Below are 18,539 nucleotides of genomic sequence, written 5' to 3' on the forward strand. Positions count from 1 at the left end.
TAAGCACATCCTTTCAGACCTCTTATAGACTGTGCTCTGTTCGTCTTATGATGTCATCTTGAATTTCTTTACTAAGTTCCACAAAGAAAGCACTGTATCCGGCAACTCTTACTACAAGTCCCTTATACTTTTCTGGATGTCTTTGAGCTTCTCTTAATGTTTCTGCTGAAACTACATTAAATTGAATATGCTGAATTTTAAGTTTCATATATGCAAGAAGATAATTTGCCATTTTATTAATACCTTCTTGTCCTTCTAAAGTTTTTGGATTAAATTTTACATTAAGCAAGCTTCCATTTGTATTTAAATAATTATCCAACTTACTTACACTCTTCAATACTGCAGTAGGTCCTAGTCTATCTTTTCCAACCATAGGGGATAAACCTCCATCTGCAAGTTGATCTTTATCCTTTCTTCCATCTGGAGTTGCTCCTACTGCTTCTCCAAGAGGAATATGAGCTGACACTGTATAAGCACCTGGTGTAAAAATACCATCCCTTACATTTTTATATTTTTCAAGAGCTTTTCCATAGTAACTTAATATATCTGATCCTATATTATCTAATTCGTCATTGTCATTACCATACTTATCATATTTATTTATCAATCTAATTCTTAGCTTTTCGTATTCTTCGCCTTCAAAATTATTCTCTAAAGCTTCTACAAGTTGTGAAAGCGTAATTCTCTTTTCTTCAAATACAATCTTTTTAAGTGCATATAATGAGTCACTTAAATTAGCAATTCCAATTCCTTGTACACCAGAAAAATTATATTTAGCACCACCTTCTGTTATATCCTTACCCTTTTTAATACAATCATCTATTAAACAAGATAAAAGTGGTACCGGTGCATATTCTCTATGACCTAAATCTACTATGTTTGATCCTTCTACTACAAGTGCTGCATATTTATCTATCTTATCTTTGATTATATTTATTATATCCTCAAATCTAATGTGCTTGTTATCTTTAACTTCTTTTAATGTTACTTCCATTATTTTTAACAGATTAAACATTGCTATATCGTGAAGTCCATAAGTTTTTCCAGGTATTGAAAGTTCAACACAACCTACAATAGCATAATCTCTAGAATCTTCTAAAGTTACACCTCTATTTAAAAATCCTGGAACTATAACTTCATCATTAAATATTTGTGGAACCCCTGTACCAAGTCTTATTGTTTCAACAGTTTTATTTAAGAAAGGTCTTTCTATAAATTCATTAAGTCTAACTGCCAAATTAGGTTGTGGTAAAAGTATATCTTGATAAGTATCTAAGCACAAATAAGAAAGTTCATTTACTGAAGAACGTCCTCTCTCTGTAAGACCTCCAAGTGCTATAGTATATCCTGTTGGAAAACCTGCAAAATATTTTGCACTATTTTCACTTCTTATAAGCACTACATCATTTGTCTTTATCCAAAAACATTCAAGTATTTCTCTTATTTTTTCAATAGATACTCCATTTTCAATATCATTTTTATAGAACTTATACATATATTGATCAAAACGACCTAATGATAATGAACTTGCATTAGATTCATATTGAGCTATTACACTTATATACCAAAGTATTTGACATGCTTCATAAAAACTATCTGGCTTTTCGTAAGCAACTTTTCTAGCTATTCTAGCTATTTCTATAAGCTCATCTTTTCTCGTTTTATCTTGTTCTTCTTCTGCATAATCTAATGCTAATGCTTCATATCTTAAAATATGATTTTGAGCTGCTTGTAAAACTATTAAAGCTGCTCTATAAAAATTATTCTCTTTATTTTGATCATATTTATTCTTAACTTCTTTTATAATCTCTTGTAATCCCTTATTCAAAACATTTTCAAAGCGCATTATAATATGGCCTTGTCCTTTATCTGTTTGATTAAGTTTAATTATTTTATCGTTTACTGCATCTTTTACTTCACCTTTTATTCTATCATTTATAAAGTTCTTCATTGCTTTACCTTGCCAATATGGATAAAGAACTTCTCTATATGTTTTCTTATCTTCTTCCGAAATATAAAATTGGTCTTGTGGTCTAGTTTCAATTGTATCTAACTCATTATATATCCAATATGGATCCATTTCAGGAGATACAATTCCATTTCTAGGTTTTACAGTTCTGTTTCCTGCTATCAACTCTTCAGGTCTTATAGATATTTTTACATTTTCTAAAATATGAGCTGTAGCTTTTGCTCTTCTTATAATGGAAGGTTCCCCTTCAGTTTGTTTATGGCTTTCAGTATATAAAAGCGCTCTTTCTATAGATACTTCTCTTTTATTTGCAAATAATTGTTCTTTTAATTTTCTTACTCTATCACTAAGCATACAAAACACCGTTGCCAAAACTTTATAAAACTCTATAAGTTTGTTTAATTCCCTGTTCAATGTACTCCATTTTGCCGAAGCTACTTTGGTTTGTATAGCACTCCAAGGGCTTAACTTCGGATACAACGAATCCTACACCTCAAACATAACTGTCTAAGTAGTTATGCTGAATATCTGCTCAAATTTATTGAAGCATTATAATCTCTATCAATTACTGCTCCACACTTTTCACAGACATAAGTTCTTTCAGATAGTGATAAATTAGTCTTTTTATGTCCACACTTACTACATATCTTTGATGATGGATACCATTTATCAGCTTCAATAAATTCAATTCCATAAAATTCACATTTGTATTGAAGTTGTTTTTTAAATTCATACAATCCCTGCTTAGCTATAGCTTTAGATAAATGACGATTTTTCATCATACCTTTAATATTAAGTGTTTCCATAACTACTCTTGATGGCTTGGTTTTCACTATCTCAGTAGTTGATTGGTGTAAGTGATTGTTCCTAATATTAGATAATCTTCTATGAAGTAATCTAATTTGCTTTTCAAGTCTTATAATGTTGCTGGTTTTGACGAACTTCCTCCCTTCTCTATTTAATTCATATTTTCTTGATATTTTACGCTGCAACCTACGTAATCTTTTTTCTAATTTCTTAACTAATCTTGTTTTATTAATATTTTTAAAAGTCATTCCATTAGAGCATATAGCGAGGTCTTTAATACCAACATCTATACCTATGCTTTCATCAGTTAGTTCCACTATTGGATTTTCTTTTTCAACACCTACAGATAAATACCAATACTTACCGTCAAAGCTTACTCTTGGATTAGTATATTTAACATTCATGGGTACTTGCTCTGATGTTTTAATCCAACCTACTTTTTCAATGAGAACCATTTTACATTTAACTTTTAGCTTTGATGTATCATTATAAAATGATGGTCTAGCTTTTCTGCGACTTTTAAATCTTGGTTTATCTGCTAAACCTTTAAAGAATTTTTTATATGCATCACAAGCATCTTTAACAGCCTGTTTTGATACATTATTAGATACTTCTTTTAACCACTTATATTCTTGGGTTTGCTTCATTATAGTGATTTCTTTTCTCAATACACCATCACTAATAAATTTACCACCATTTTTATAATTTTCTTCTTGTTTTGCAAGTGTCCAATTATATATAAATCTTGCAGTACCAACTGACTGCCATAGTTTTTGTTCCTGCTCTATACTTGGAATAATTCTAATCTTCTTTGACAGTATCATCTTTCAATAACTCCTTAATCATCTTTTTAGCTTTGTTGGCTCTTTTACCTTGAAATCTACAACTAAAAACTGTAACAATTTGAATTAAATCCTCAACTAATTCTTGTTCTTCGCTTTTCTCTGTATTATCTATGATTTCAATAGTCGTTCCATATTTATTACATAGATTTTCTATAAGTTCAAATCCAAATCTTATTAATCTATCCTTATACAAAATTACTACTTTTTCAACTTCTGAATTAGTTATCATGTCTATTAGTTGATTTAATCCCTTTTTATTGTAGTTAATTCCACTTCCTATATCGGTTATGATTTCAAACTGATAACCTCTAGCAAACATATATGTTTTAACATTTTCTACTTGTCTTTCAATGTCATCTTTTTGCTTATGAGAACTAACTCTACAATATCCTATTATTTTCTTATTTTTAGTTTTAATACCCTTAATTCCTAAAAATGATTAAGTTGCTCTTGAGAATAACATCTATATCCTGTCGGTGCAACAATCAAACAAGGTTATATAAACATCTATAATGTTTTGTTAACTGTTACTTAGCCTCTCTTTTTTTATTATTCTTCTGTTTGTTTATTATTGTTTTGTATTATTGTTTCTTGTTTAATATTATTGTATAATTAAAATAAGAAAATTGCAACAAAAAAATATAAAAATAAAGAAGAAAGTTTAATTAAAATTTCTGTTATAATATTAATAAAAACTACTACAAATATTAAGGGTGATGAAATTTTGTTTGCACAAGAAAGATTAGAGGAAATACTTAAAGTTTTAAATAAAGATGGAAAAGTTCTTGTAAAAGATTTGAGTAAAAGATTTGATGTTTCTGAAGATTGTATAAGAAAAGATTTGAGAAATCTAGAAAGTCAAAATCTATTAGAAAGAACCTATGGTGGCGCCATACCACTTCGTAAATCTGCTCCAAATCAAAAGGTTGAAGCAAGAATTTATGCTGATGTTGAATCTAAGAAAAAAATAGCTGAAAAAGCTTTTAATATTATTAAAAATAATGAAACTATTTTTCTTGATATATCAACAACTAATATACTTTTAGCGCAAGAACTTGCAGAAAGTAATAAAAAAATTACTATTATAACTAATATGATTGATATAGTAAAAACTTTTTCAAATAATAATATAAAAGTTATATGTATTGGAGGGGTTTTTAGTAAGGATTTAGACGGATTTACTGGTTCAATGGCTATTGAAAATATATCAAAATATAAAGTAAATAAAGCTTTTATTGGAAGCTGTGGGGTAGATATATTTGATAAGAGTATTACTACTTTTGATGTAGAAGATGGAAATACTAAAAAGGCCATTATTGAGAGTGGAAAGGAAATATATCTTGTTATGGAAAATAAGAAGTTTTATATGGATGGAGTATATAAATTTGCTACTCTATATGATATTAATACTATAATTACTGAAGATACTCCTAAACAAGATATATTAAAAGCTTTAAAAAAGACTAATACAAATATTTTGTAATATCCGCTTTCGCAAATGAAAAATAACCGCTACGGGGAATGATATCTTGCTTAGAAACCTTTCACTTCACAAAGTAATTCTAAGGTCTAAAAATTGTGTTGATAATAAGTATCTAGAGCCTGTGAAGTAAATATCTATATAGTGTTAGGAATCGTGTCACTTCAGTAACAAGTTCTAAGTCTTACTCATATTCAAAAGAAGATTTCCTGAAAAATATTCCAAAGGAATTAGTTATCAGAAAATAACTCTTTTGAAATTCGTAAGACTAAGAACTTGTAGACTTTGTTCCAATGATATCCTATACACTATATAGATATTTACCACAGGTAAAAGGTTTTATTTTATAATATAAAAATGTTGTCTAATATACTGTGAATTTTTAGACCAAGAATTACTAGTTGTTTGCTCAAATGTTTCTTACGCAAGATATCATTTCTATTAACTATTTTATTATTGTAGAATATATGTTTTTAACAGCTTCTTTAGTCATTTCAGTAGTATTTAAAGCTGTACAACCATGAATCATAGTATCATCAATCATGTTGTTTAATGTTTGTTCATTAAAATTATCTACTTCTATAAACTCATTTACTTTAATATCTTTCATAAGTTTATCAACTTTATCTATTAAAATTTCTGTACATTTTCCTGCTTCTATATTTATTGTGTCAGGATTTATATAATTTAATATATTTTTAAATTTATTCTTTAAACTTTTCTTATTATATTCCATCATAGGAATTTGTAAAACTCCAACAGCTAATCCATGAGGCACCTTTAAATGTCCTGATAAAGGACATCCCATTGCATGAGGTAATGTTGCACCACAATGGCTCATTGAAATACCACCTAATAATGCTGCTAATGCCATATTATTTCTAGATTCTAAATCTCCTGAATTTACTGCTGTAGGCAAATTTTTAAATATCAATCTAATAGCTTCAAGAGCAAATAAATCAGTAAAGGCATTTTCTATTTTAGATGTATATCCTTCAATAGCATGTCCTAAAGCATCTAGTCCAGTATATGCAGTTACTGTACTAGGTAACTTCTTCATGAAATTTGCATCTATAACTGATATTCTTGGATATATACTACTTGAAGTTATAGAATCCTTAACATTATTGTGAGTAATAACTGCATATTGAGAAACTTCTGATCCTGTACCTGATGTTGTTGGTACTGCAATTATTGGAATAGGACTATTTTTTATTGTTTTTTTCATATCCCCTCGTCCATCTAAGTAATCATAACAACTACCTTCATTTACAGCCACCACTGAAGCTCCTTTTGATGTATCCATAGAACTTCCTCCACCAAAAGCTATAATCAAATTACACTTTTTCTCCTTACAAAACTCTCCTGCTTTGTCTACTAATGCACACTTAGGATCTGGTTCAACTTCATCAAATATCTCAAAAGGAATTTTATTATCTTCTAATATATCTATGATTGGATTTATAACTCCTATTTTTACAAGGACTTTATCTGTTATTATTAATACCTTATCACCATTCAATTCCTGTATATATTTGTGTAAATTATTTATCTTTCCAGTACCAAATTCTATTCTTGTATCAAGAAAGAAACTAAATTGGTTTAAGCTATTCATAAAAATCACCTCTTCTATAAAAACATCTATTTGTTAATAGCTTCTTCTAATTCTTTAATTGATTCAAATACATAGTCAGCTTTGATATCCGATTTTTTATACATATCTTCTGTTGTTTCTCCTGACATAACAAGTGTAGAGGTTATTCCTGCATTTTTTCCTACTGCAATATCTGTGTAAAGTCTGTCACCCACCATAGCTATATCTTCTCTTTTTAGATTATACTTTTCTATTACTGCATCTATTATATATTTTTCAGGCTTTCCAATTACTAATGGTTTCTTGCCTGTAGACCCTTCAATTAACTTAATCATCGAACCAGTATCTGGCATAAATTTATTATCCTCTAAAGGACAATTAAAATCTGGATGAGTAGCAATATACTCTACTCCTTCTCTTATTAAATCACATGCTATCCACAATTTTTCATAAGTTAAAGTAGTATCAAAAGCTAAAACTACAAAATCAGGCTTTTCACTTCTATCTTTAATTAATTTAAATCCAGCTTTTATAAATTCCTTTTCCAAAAGAGGAGTAGCAAGCAAAAATACCTTTGCACCTGGTTTTAATTTATTTAAATAGATTATTGTAGCTTCTCCTGATGAAAATACATCTTCTGCATCCACTTCACAGCCTAACTTGTTTAACTTTTCTTTATAGGCATCCTTATTTTTAGATGAATTATTTGTTAAAAATAAAAACTTTTTTCTCTGTTTTTTAACTGTATCTAAGAACTGTAGTGATCCATCTATAAGCTTGTCTCCTAAATAAATAGTTCCATCCATATCTAATAGAAAACATTTAATATCTTTTATATTCACTCTAGTTGACCTCCCAAACAATTTGCAAAACTTTTATCTCATTTTTATTGATTTCTAATTCTATATTTATACCACGTTCGTCCCTCTTCCATGATATTTCTCTTTGCTCATAATAGTCTTTTATACTTTTGATATCATACTCATTATCTATATAAATTCTTATTTTCTTCTTGCCATTTATAAAGAAAGAATTTATTCTATTTGAATTTACATAATTAGTTATAATAAGCATTTCTTTTTCTTCATTCTTTAAACTATGAACATCAACTTCTTTTTGAATTCTATTAGTATATTCTGTATAAATGTATGGTCTAATTTTCTCTTGTTTAAATATATCGTCTATTATATCCCACATCAAATAAGACTGTTTTTCAAGATAAGCTGCATCTGCATGAGTAGCAAAATATATAGCCGTTCCTTTTCCAAATTTATTTACTGTAGCAGCTGGTGTATCATCAAAGAACCTAGCAATTACATTTACATTTTCATCTAATATATCTAATCTTTCCTTATGCCAGTAACAATCATAATTTTTATTTTTATACGTAGCCTTATAGTCTCCTTTAGCCCAAACTTCTACTGCATTTACCCCAAATACATTTTGAAGATTAAAGCATGGAATCTTGTGATTATACCATCCATGTTCTCCGATCATTCCACATCTTGCAGTACCAATTAATATACCGCCATTTTCTACGTATTTTTGTAAATTTTTCGCAGTATTTTCTTTAATCAATGTTAGAAAAGGCATACATATTGCTTTATAGTCTTTTGCATATCCACTTTCTAAATGTTCAGGTGTTATAAAATCTATATTAAAACCTTTTTCCCAAAATATCCTATAAGCCGAACGTATAGCATTTTTTAAAAATTCCTCTTGGCCTACTCCATTTATAACAATTGAATTCTCTTTTGAAGTAAGTATAGCAATATCACCTTTAGAAGTTCTTGACTTTAATAGATATTCACTATTCTCATCAAGAAATTTACCTATTTTTTCACAACCAATATTTCTATCTGTTTTATTTCCATCTAAATCAACAATTCCGCCCCAATGAAGAGGTTGAAAATCCCATTCTCTCCAGCCTTGATATAACATAAATTTAGCATCATGTCCTAAACACTCAAAAGCATTTCTCATTAAATCACTACTATTTGTATTTCTATCTGGTCCAAGCATCCATCCATTTATAGGGCCACTTTCTAATTCATGAATCCAGTAAGCTTTTCCAAGTGGTTTAGCTATGCTTTTTGCATGATCAAGAAACAAAGAAGAAAATTCTGGTCTTGATTTTAATTTATCTCCGCTACCTGGATATAAATCATATCCTATATAATCAACTTGCTTTGCCATCTCAAATTGATCTAATCCCATTAATGTTCCAAATGCATCAAAAGATTTCATGTAAAAAATATTTGTTGTTGTAGGATGTTTCTCGTCCATTGACTTAACAATATGATTTTGCCATTTTATAAAGTTAGTGAAATTATCCATCCAGAACAATCTCCAGTCCAACCATCTTGTAACAGAACTCCATGCAGTTGGTTTTACATAAGGTGGCTCCACTTGACTCCATTTAGTACAAACTGTATTTGTAGCACTCCATCTCCAAGCATAATTTAAACTATCTAAAGTTTTATATTTTTCCTTCATCCAATGTCTAAATTTATTTTTAGAATGCTCACAATAACAATATATATCTAATCCCCCATTTTCAAGAGGCATAAATGGAAATCCAACTTCATTATGAAGTTGATATGAATCTAATGCATTATGATTTTTATATCTCTCAACTAATGTCCTTATATATCTTTCTGCTTCTTTTAAATAACCTGGATTATCAATACAAGCCCAAGTATAAGAAACATTATTATGATATTGCTTACCTGAGTTGCTAAGTATATTTGAATCAGGATATTTTTCATGAATCCAATAAGGAGGTGATGCCGTTCCTGTACCTAATAAAATTTTCATATCTAATTCTTCGCATAAATCAAAGAATTCATCTAAAAAATCAAAATTAAATTTACCTTCTTCAGGCTCAATTCTATCCCATGTATTAAAAAGCTCTGCAGTTCTTACTATGTTTATTCCAGCCTCTTTCATAAGCAATAAATCTTTTTTCCATTCACTTTTGTCATGTATTAACGGATAATATCCTCCACCATATGGATATTTATTCATAGTCATCACCTCTCCTATCTGTTCTATTCCTTACATAAAATAGCTTCAATATTCATCCATTTACATAAAACTTCTAATTTATCAACAATATCTTCATATACTATGGAGTAATGGTGTTCAATTCCATTTTCAACTATACATCTCAATAACTTTTCATTATCTGCATCAAATTTTATATCTGCTTGATTTCCTGTTAAAACTCTATCTTCTTTTACTCCTGTTCCAGGTGCTATTAATAACTTATATTTTTCATCGTCTTCCTTAAACTTACACATTACAAGTCTTCCTTTATTCATCTCAAATTCAACAGACATTCCAATTCCGTTTTTTATAGTAGGATGCTGCGTAAATTCAATTTTCTTTTCATCACAAGCTAATTTGTATGGAGCACAACCACAATGCCAAAGTTTCACTGTTCCGTTATCATTAACATTTACCAAATCAGCAAAGAAAACAGACTTATCTGTAAGAATATTCTGAATATACATTGTGACAAGACCTGGTATGTCACCTTCACAAGATGCCATAATCCCTTCTGAATTGAATTTTGATAACACTGTACAAGGAGCAAAATTATATAAACTTTGCATTTCTGGCCAACACTTAATAGTAAATGCTTGTACATTGTTAGATTTTATAAACTTTTTAATTGCTAAGTATACCCTAGCTGTTTTTTCTAATGCTTCACTACTTGATGTCACCCTGCCAGTTTTATTTATTTCCTCTACTACCTCTTTTATAATGGCTTCATCTAATTCTTTTACATCATTCAAAAGTTGTGCTAAAGAATAATATACAATCTCTGGCCCTATTTCTTTTCTAAATCTCAATTCATCCACATTTGATAAATAGAACCCAGGTGCTCTTCCCCCTATGATACAAAACTTTGAATTTCTAAGTTTTTTGTTAACTTTTAATGCTTCTATATTATCCTTTATTCCCTTTTGAACTTTTGCATCTTCTACATTACCAAAAACATAGTTAAATGAAACCTTATACTTATATAAAAAACTTGTAAACATATTAAAAGCTGTCATAGAATTTAATGCTATATATTTAAATTCGCCTGCCTTAGGCTCTGGTAATCCCCAAAGTAATATAGGAGTATCTTTTAAATTTTCAATAATCTTTATTATGTGATTTCCATCAGAAAAAGTTCCATTTTGAATTATAAGCAAATCTATATTTTTCAATTTCATATCTTGTACAACTTTATTTGTAACTGATGCATCCACAATAACTTCATCATGAGAAATTAAGTTTATATCCTCTTTTTTTAACAGTTCTATAGATTTATCTAGAGTCTTTTTTGCAATATCCACTCTGAAATTTGGATATCCAAAGCAAATTAATCCAACATTTAGCTTCATATTCTCCCCTCCGCCATACATACTTTTATTTTTTCCTCAACCTTAGCCATCATAGCTTGTCTTGCTTTTTCTATAGCGGACATCATATAAATTCCTTCATTCTCTAAAACTTGGTTTTTAAATGCATTTGTAAACTCATTATCTATTTCTGTGAAAAAATTAACTTTAGATATACCAAGTTTTACTGATTTTTGTATATCTTCACAAGGTATACCTGTACCACCATGAAGCACCATAGGAATATCTATGCTTTCTTTAAGTTCTCTTAATCTATCAAAATCCAATTTAGGTTTTCCTTTGTAAAATCCATGTGCATTTCCTATTGATACTGCTAATGCATCTACTTTAGTTTTACTTACAAAATCTTTTGCAAGATGAACATCTGTGTATATAGCTGTATCGCCTTCATTACTTTGACTTGCTTCATTTCCCATTATCTTTCCTAGTTCTGCTTCCACACTAATATTTAACTTACTGCAAATATCAGTAACTAATTTTGTATTCTTAACATTTTCTTCATATGAAAGCTTTGAACCATCAAACATAATAGAAGTAAAACCACCCTTTATTGCTTCATAACAATACTGTAAAGATTCTGAATGATCTTCATGTATAGCACATTTTCCATCATAACTTTTAGAAAAAATCTTTATGATATCTACTATCTGTTCATAGTTTATATTTTGATTTTCAAGCTGCATAGGTGCTACCTGTAATATTATAGGAGATTTCATATCGCTTGCCTTTTCCATCACTGCCATTACTGTTTCCATGTTACTAACATTTATAGCTGGCACAGCATATCCCTTTTTATAAGCATCTACTAGTAATTCCTTCATTGATACAATATCCATAAGTATTCCTCCAATTAACTTTATTTATCCGATGTCTACTTTATCCTCTAAAGAAGGCAAGTTAAGCAGTGCTGCCACCTTTGATAATTTTAACTAACCTTCAAATGGAGTATAAACTCCACCTGAAGATAAGTTTCATTTTATGGCAATAACTTAGGAAAACATGGTGCATCTGTTTCTTTAGCCCAAAGCCTTTTTAATTCTTCATCCATTTTACAAAATGATAATGCTATTCCACCCATCTCTTGAGTTGTTATAAAACTTCCTACTGCTGGCTTAAAGGTTTTAATTCCTTTTGAAGATAAAAACTTATTAACTTCATTGTAAAAAATCATAAGTTCCATATAAGTTGTTTGTCCGCATCCATTAACAATAACAGCTACTTCATCACCTTCTACATAAGGCTTGTCTTCAATTAATTTATTACACATTACCTCTACAATTTTTGAAGCTTTACCAACTTTAATAGTATGTGCTGCTGCTTCTCCATGTACTCCCATACCAATTTCCATTTCATCTGGTTCAATTTCAAACATCTTTTTGCCTGTTATAGGAGATGTACCTGGAATTGTTGCAACTGTTAATGTTCTTGTATTATCTCTTACCTTCTCTGCCATCTTTACAACTTTATCAATAGAATGTCCTTCTTCTGCATAGCTTCCTGTTATTTTATAATTAAATAGTGTTCCTGCTGTACCTCTTCTTTCCTCTTCCTCACCTTTTGGTGCTGAAGCTATATCATCATATAAAATAACACCTTTTGTATTTATATCATCTTCTTCTGCCATATCTATAGCCATTTTGGAGTTTATAACATCACCTGCATGGTTTGATATCAAAACAACTACTCCCATTCCTGTATCTGCCTCTTCTATAGCCTCTAGAATAGTATCTGGACCTGGCGCTGCAAAAATACCACCATATGCATTGCAATCTAACATATTATTACCTACAAATCCTATGCATGCTGGCTCATGCCCTGAACCATTTCCAATTATCACTCCAACTTTTTCTTTTTTATTTTTTACTGCAATAACATTTGCTCCTTTTAATTTCTTTAATCTATCTTTATATACATCAACATATCCTTCAATGGTTTCCTTAACCATATCTTCAGGTTCATTCATAAACTTTTTCATGCTATCACTCCTAACTTTTGACTACAGAAATTAACAACTTTAATTATGATAAATATTATTAAGTTATATTATTTATTACCAAATATTCTATAATATCTTTTAAATTTTCTGAATATTTTACTTGTCTATATATTTATTAAATGTCTTAATTAAATAATAGAAAGACGTTGCTCCTGCATCTTGATGCCCTATGGCCTTTTCTTGAAGAAATTTTGATCTACCTCTCTTTGCAATTAATGGAATAGTAGATTTTACACCCTCATCTGCTTTTTTCTCTGCTAATTCCATTGCTTCTTTTAATGATAAATTATTTTTTAATGATTCTTTTAAGCTTTCTACTGTTGGGGCTATTGCATCAACCATAGTTTTGTCCCCAACCTTAGCTCCACCTAATTCCATAATTTTATTTTGAGCACCTTCAAAACCATTAACTATATTACATAGTCCAATTTCTTCTTCACCTTTACAAGCTTTTGCAATCTCTGTAAAAACACTTCCAAATAACGGACCAATTGCTCCTCCTAATTCTGCGATTAAAGCTCTACCAAATTTTTTAAAATATCCATTTACATCTTCATCTAAATCACTTATTTTTTCTGCTCCTGCTTTAAAACCTCTTGCCATTGTTACTCCGTGATCTCCATCACCAATAACTGAATCATATTCTGAAAGTTCCTCCATTTTTTCTTGAAAAACTTTACTTAACACTAATAATAATTCTTTTACTTCTTTAGGTTTTAATGTGTTCATAATCATTCCTCCATCCATTTCAGCGTATACACATTAATGTTCCTTATTTGATTTTCACTACTCGCTTGTCAATTTCCTCATAAATTCGAATCCTTCTTTTACAGCAGTATATCTATCCTTTTCAATTTCTCTCCATATACATACATCTTTTCCCACTTCACAATTTGGTACAACAAAATTTTCTAGAGTAATCCATCTTGTATATTCTATTTTTCTTAAAGCACTTATTACAGATTTCCAATCTATTTGACCAGTGCCTGGAACTCCTCTAGTATTTTCACAAAAGTGAACATGATATATATTTTTGCCGCCTTCAATTATAGCTTCATGAAGGTTATTTTCTTCTATATGAGAATGGAATGTATCAAAATGAAGTTTTACATTTTCACATCCTATTTCATCAATTATTTTATTTCCTTCTTTAACAGTATTAAGAAAATAACTTTCATACCTATTTAATATTTCAAGAGCTAAAGTTACACCTTTATCTTTTGCATATACTGCTGCCTTTTGTAAATTTTCTATGCTGTATTTTATACTTTCCACAGCTTCTATTCTAGACTTTTTCATACCCCAAGGAGCATAAAGTACTCCTCCTAAACAATCACTTTCTAATTCATTACATATATCTATACATTTTTTTAAATGTTCTAATCCTTTAATTCTTACTTCTTTATCTACAGACGATATATCTATAGCTGGATTTAATCCTGTTCCACATGTACACATTAAATTATTTTCTTTTAACAATTTTTTTGCTTTTTTCACTTGAAATTCAAAAGGATCAACTAAAGGAATTTCAACCCCTTCATATCCAATATCAGAAGCTATTTTTACATATCTTAAAACATCTTCTTCCCAACTTGTTGTAAATGTTGAAAGATGAATTCCTAATTTCAAATTAACTCTCCCCTTTAAATTTGGTTTGCAGTACAAACCTTCTTCAAATTTTAGCTTTACTTATGGTTATGCACCTAGTCCAAGTAACTTCATAATATTTCCTACTATAATAGCCCATAGTGAGAAATCATTACCTCCAAATGCTTGAACAAAATCAGAAACTGTATGTTGTAATATTGGTATTGACAATGCTTCTAATGCTATTAATGCTACACCACATACCACACTAGCTATTATTGCTCCTCGTCTTCCTCCTGTGGCATTTGCAAATACCGCTGCAGGTGCTACATCAAAGAAACATGCAACAGTTAAAGGAATTACTGCATAACCAAATGCTCCTGTAGATGCAAATACTACTATAGCAATAACACTTGATATCATACTCACTACAAAACCTATAAGAACAGCATTAGGTGCATATGGGAATATCATAGGACAATCAAGAGCTGGTATTGCATCTGGTATAACTTTATCTGCAATTCCCTTGAAGGCTGGAATTATTTCACCAAGCATTAATCTTACACCTGTAAGTAATATTGTAAGACCTGCTCCAAAAGTTAATCCTTGTATCATTGCGTATACAATCATATTAGCTATAATATCATTTCCTGGTCCAAAAGCTTCTGCTCTAACTGATGAGCCAATTATTAATCCTACAACTACATATACTATAAACATTACAAGACCTGTAGTAATTGTTGTTTCTCTTAAGAATTGTAATGACTTAGGTATACGCATATCTTCAGTAGATTTTTCTTTATTACCAAACCATTTACCTATATATGCTCCTAATAAACTTAATCCAACAGTAGTATGTCCTATTGTAAATGAATCATCTCCTGTTACCTTTTTTACAAAAGGTCTTATTAATGCTGGGGATATAATTATATAAAGTGATAATAGTACTGTAGCAAATATTATTAATGTAGTTCCTTTTAATGAACCTTCAACTCCTACAGCTACAAATATAAATGACATCCAAAAGAAGATATGACCTGTTAAAAAGATATTTTTAAGTTTAGTAAATCTAGCCACAATAAGATTGATAACAAAGGCTAAAACCATAACCAATCCAATTGTTGATCCATACATTTCTACAAACTTACTAAATCCCATTGGATTAATAGCATTGCTTGCTGGAATTGAATACAACTTAGCAAAAGCTTTTGCTACAGGATCGATTGACGCAACTATTATGTCAACTGCTTTCATAAGAACGATAACACCAATTATTGTCTTACAGGTACCTTTTACTATTTCACTAAAGCTTTTTCTTTGAAGTAACAGTCCTATAAGTGCAATAATTCCTAAAAATAATGGTGGCTGCCTAAAGATTTGATTAACTAAAAAATTTAAAAATTGCATATTTAAACCCCCTTGTTTTTTGGTTAGGCTATGTTAATTATTTATTTTTAACACAGCCTATTTTTTATCCTAATAGTTGTTGTATAATATTTAATCCTTTTTCTTCTATTTCTTTTTTATTCATAAAATTATCAATTTGAATGACTGGAACACTTACTTCTCCTTCTAATTGTTCATGCATTTCTTTAGATGTAAAAATTAAATCACATTCTGTTGATGCAGCTGTAGCAACATCTGCTGTAAATACTTCCGCTTTCATTCCATTTGCTTTTAATACTTCATCAATCTTCATCTTTAATAACATACTACTTCCTACACCAAATCCACATACAGCCATAATTTTTAAATCTTTCATGTTTATCACTCCTTATATTAATTATCAATATTTTTTTCATATTCTATTATATTTGTTATTACCTGGCCTTTGTCAACAGCATTCGTCAAAAACTGAATATTTTCTTCTTTTTCTAAAAAATTTGCTAAATCTTGCAATGCCGTTAAGTGACTATTTTTGTTTACTGACCCAAAAGCGAATACAATAGACACTGGATCTTTATCACCAGAATTAAAATTCACTGGTTCTTTTAAAGTTATTAAACTCATGCAAGGTTTTTTAACTTCCTCACTTGGTCTAGCATGTGCAAATGCTATTCCTGGCATAATCACAATATAAGGTCCATATTTTTCTACTGCTTCTACCATAGACTCTACATACTTATAAGTAACACAGTCATTATCTACTAGTAGGTTACCTGCTTTTATTATTGCCTCTTTCCAATCTTTTACCTCAACATTTAACTCTATATCTTTTACAGTCAATATATCTTTAAGCATAGGGTCCAACTCCTTATCGTATTTTTCCTCATCTACATTTATATTATTAAAGTGAACAAATTTATTTATTTCACTTTTTTTCACAATATACTGCCTTACTTTTATCAAATCTTTTTCATCTAAAAAAGGACTTACTTTTATAACTGGAATATCATCTATTTTAAAATCTACAGTGGATAAAATTATATTAACTTCTGAAACATATTTATCTAAATCCTTTATTGAACAAGTAGCTACTACTTTAATTTCTGGTACTAATTTTTTAAGTCTTATACTTAAAAGCTGAGATGTAGCCAATCCACTAGTACATACAACAAGAGCTTTTACCAGATTACCAGAATTATAATTTTTTTCAAAAGCAGCCCCTAAATGCATTGCAATATATCCTATTTCACTTTCAGGCACATGTTTTTTTAAATAAAACTCAATAATTTTACTACATTTTTCTGCTGCTTGATAAATAAATGGGTATCTTTTTTTTATTTCACTTAATAATGGATTTGTTATTTTCATGTCATTTTTCAATCTATATATTGCTGGTTTTAAATGCATTAATAGTGCTTTTTTTAATTGCTCATCTTTTTTTAGATTTATCCCTATTTCTCGCTGTGCTACTTCTATTATTTTATCGTTTATATTAATTATTTCATCTTCAATGGATAAATTTATTGTTTCTACTTTGTTTAATAAATCTATATCTTCATATAACTTTGCTCCCATTAAATGTAGTGCTATATTTGCTATTTCACTATCATCAAATGTTATGTTAAATTCTTCTTCTATACGTTTTGAAATATACGTAGCTACAATGAATTCTTTTTTTTCTTTTATATAATTTAACCTTTCATCTTCCATCTCTATTTCATATTTATTTTTCATTCTTTTTATAGCAATTAATATATGAATTGAAAGAGATGTATAAGCATCATCTGCTAATTTTATATTCATATATTTCTCAGCTTCATTTAAAATATCAAATATTTTAGGTATATTGTTTATATTTATGAATTTTATATTTGATGATAAATAATCTATAATTTTTAACTCACACTGTTTCTTTTTATCCAATAATTTTACAATATCGTTTACATTGAGTACATCTCTAATGTAAGATATGATAGTTTTTCGTATTTTACTTTCGCATCCTTCTAATTGAAATCCAACTTTATTTTTATAAACAATTTCTATATTTTCTGGCTCTAATTCTTTTTGTAAATTTTTTATGTCATTTACAAGAGTAGATTTACTTATTAAAAGTTTATTACATAAATCATCAAGCTTAACAAAATCCTTACTATAAATGTCTATAAAAATCAATTTCTCACGTTCTTCTTTAGTCAATACTCTTTCTTTTGGGTTTATTACTTTTAATTTTTCTATTAACTTTTTTCTCTTTGGTGTATCTTCTATCTTTACTCCCTTATTTGTCTTTTTTATGAGTTTAACTTCATTCTCTTCAAGCCAAACTTTAATTTTATCTAAATCATATCTTATTGTTCTAGAACTAACAGAAAATTTTTCAGCAAGCTGTTTTATTGTTATATACTCATTTAATTCTAATAATGTGGTAACAATATTTTCTTGTCTTTTTGATAATGTATACAT

Annotated in this window: 14 protein-coding genes and 1 pseudogene; 1 reads left to right on the forward strand and 14 read right to left on the reverse strand. The window is 29.1% G+C overall.

Translation table 11 applies throughout. The annotated features are described in order from the left end of the window. Positions 1 to 22: 22 nt before the first annotated feature. From ACFIJ5_RS13440 to ACFIJ5_RS13450, 3 genes and pseudogenes are all read right to left on the reverse strand, one after another. The gene (locus ACFIJ5_RS13440; protein ID WP_379807856.1) at positions 23 to 2,383 is read right to left on the reverse strand and encodes a formate C-acetyltransferase; all 2,361 of its coding nucleotides are present in this window, start codon (positions 2,381 to 2,383) and stop codon (positions 23 to 25) included. A gap of 101 nt (positions 2,384 to 2,484) precedes the next feature. After that, positions 2,485 to 3,600 carry an RNA-guided endonuclease InsQ/TnpB family protein gene (locus ACFIJ5_RS13445; RefSeq protein WP_379807858.1) on the reverse strand — a complete coding sequence of 372 codons (1,116 nt, stop codon included), beginning with the start codon at positions 3,598 to 3,600 and terminating at the stop codon, positions 2,485 to 2,487. Continuing rightward, positions 3,578 to 4,104: pseudogene (locus ACFIJ5_RS13450) on the reverse strand (IS607 family transposase); the annotation flags it as partial. The gene ACFIJ5_RS13445 and the pseudogene ACFIJ5_RS13450, both read right to left, overlap by 23 nt. 241 nt (positions 4,105 to 4,345) lie before the next feature. On the opposite strand from ACFIJ5_RS13450, the gene ACFIJ5_RS13455 reads away from it, so the two are divergent. Next, complete coding sequence (locus ACFIJ5_RS13455) at positions 4,346 to 5,104, forward strand: DeoR/GlpR family DNA-binding transcription regulator (RefSeq protein ID WP_379807860.1); 759 nt, start codon at positions 4,346 to 4,348, stop codon at positions 5,102 to 5,104. A 442-nt stretch (positions 5,105 to 5,546) separates the two neighbouring features. Here the strand turns inward: ACFIJ5_RS13455 and ACFIJ5_RS13460 are convergent, their stop codons facing one another. From ACFIJ5_RS13460 to ACFIJ5_RS13510, 11 genes are all read right to left on the reverse strand, one after another. Then, positions 5,547 to 6,716 (reverse strand): iron-containing alcohol dehydrogenase, encoded by a 1,170-nt coding sequence (locus ACFIJ5_RS13460; protein ID WP_379807862.1) that lies wholly within the window; start codon positions 6,714 to 6,716, stop codon positions 5,547 to 5,549. A 26-nt stretch (positions 6,717 to 6,742) separates the two neighbouring features. Beyond that, the gene (locus ACFIJ5_RS13465) at positions 6,743 to 7,537 is read right to left on the reverse strand and encodes an HAD-IIA family hydrolase (protein ID WP_379807864.1); all 795 of its coding nucleotides are present in this window, start codon (positions 7,535 to 7,537) and stop codon (positions 6,743 to 6,745) included. Between the two features lies 1 nt (position 7,538). Further along, positions 7,539 to 9,722, reverse strand: coding sequence for a beta-galactosidase (locus ACFIJ5_RS13470; protein ID WP_379807866.1), 2,184 nt, complete (start codon positions 9,720 to 9,722; stop codon positions 7,539 to 7,541). 23 nt (positions 9,723 to 9,745) lie between these two features. After that, entirely contained in the window at positions 9,746 to 11,092 is a 1,347-nt protein-coding gene (locus tag ACFIJ5_RS13475) for an L-fucose/L-arabinose isomerase family protein (protein WP_379807868.1), read from the reverse strand. Then, the gene (locus ACFIJ5_RS13480) at positions 11,089 to 11,946 is read right to left on the reverse strand and encodes a class II fructose-bisphosphate aldolase (RefSeq protein WP_379807870.1); all 858 of its coding nucleotides are present in this window, start codon (positions 11,944 to 11,946) and stop codon (positions 11,089 to 11,091) included. Before ACFIJ5_RS13480 ends, ACFIJ5_RS13475 begins: the two co-directional genes overlap by 4 nt. Before the next feature lie 140 nt (positions 11,947 to 12,086). Next, positions 12,087 to 13,085, reverse strand: a complete 999-nt coding sequence (locus tag ACFIJ5_RS13485) for a dihydroxyacetone kinase subunit DhaK (RefSeq protein WP_379807872.1) — start codon at positions 13,083 to 13,085, stop codon at positions 12,087 to 12,089. Positions 13,086 to 13,202: 117 nt separating this feature from the next. Continuing rightward, positions 13,203 to 13,835, reverse strand: coding sequence for a dihydroxyacetone kinase subunit DhaL (gene dhaL, locus ACFIJ5_RS13490; protein ID WP_379807874.1), 633 nt, complete (start codon positions 13,833 to 13,835; stop codon positions 13,203 to 13,205). 57 nt (positions 13,836 to 13,892) lie between these two features. Further along, the gene (locus ACFIJ5_RS13495) at positions 13,893 to 14,735 is read right to left on the reverse strand and encodes a sugar phosphate isomerase/epimerase family protein (protein ID WP_379807876.1); all 843 of its coding nucleotides are present in this window, start codon (positions 14,733 to 14,735) and stop codon (positions 13,893 to 13,895) included. Positions 14,736 to 14,801: 66 nt separating this feature from the next. Next, positions 14,802 to 16,100, reverse strand: a complete 1,299-nt coding sequence (locus tag ACFIJ5_RS13500) for a PTS ascorbate transporter subunit IIC (protein ID WP_379807878.1) — start codon at positions 16,098 to 16,100, stop codon at positions 14,802 to 14,804. A gap of 64 nt (positions 16,101 to 16,164) precedes the next feature. Then, the gene (locus ACFIJ5_RS13505; RefSeq protein ID WP_379807880.1) at positions 16,165 to 16,455 is read right to left on the reverse strand and encodes a PTS sugar transporter subunit IIB; all 291 of its coding nucleotides are present in this window, start codon (positions 16,453 to 16,455) and stop codon (positions 16,165 to 16,167) included. 17 nt (positions 16,456 to 16,472) lie between these two features. Then, positions 16,473 to 18,539, reverse strand: coding sequence for a BglG family transcription antiterminator (locus ACFIJ5_RS13510; protein WP_379807882.1), 2,067 nt, complete (start codon positions 18,537 to 18,539; stop codon positions 16,473 to 16,475).

Origin of the sequence: Haloimpatiens myeolchijeotgali, from assembly GCF_042688525.2 — a bacterium.
Lineage (GTDB): Bacteria > Bacillota > Clostridia > Clostridiales > Clostridiaceae > Haloimpatiens.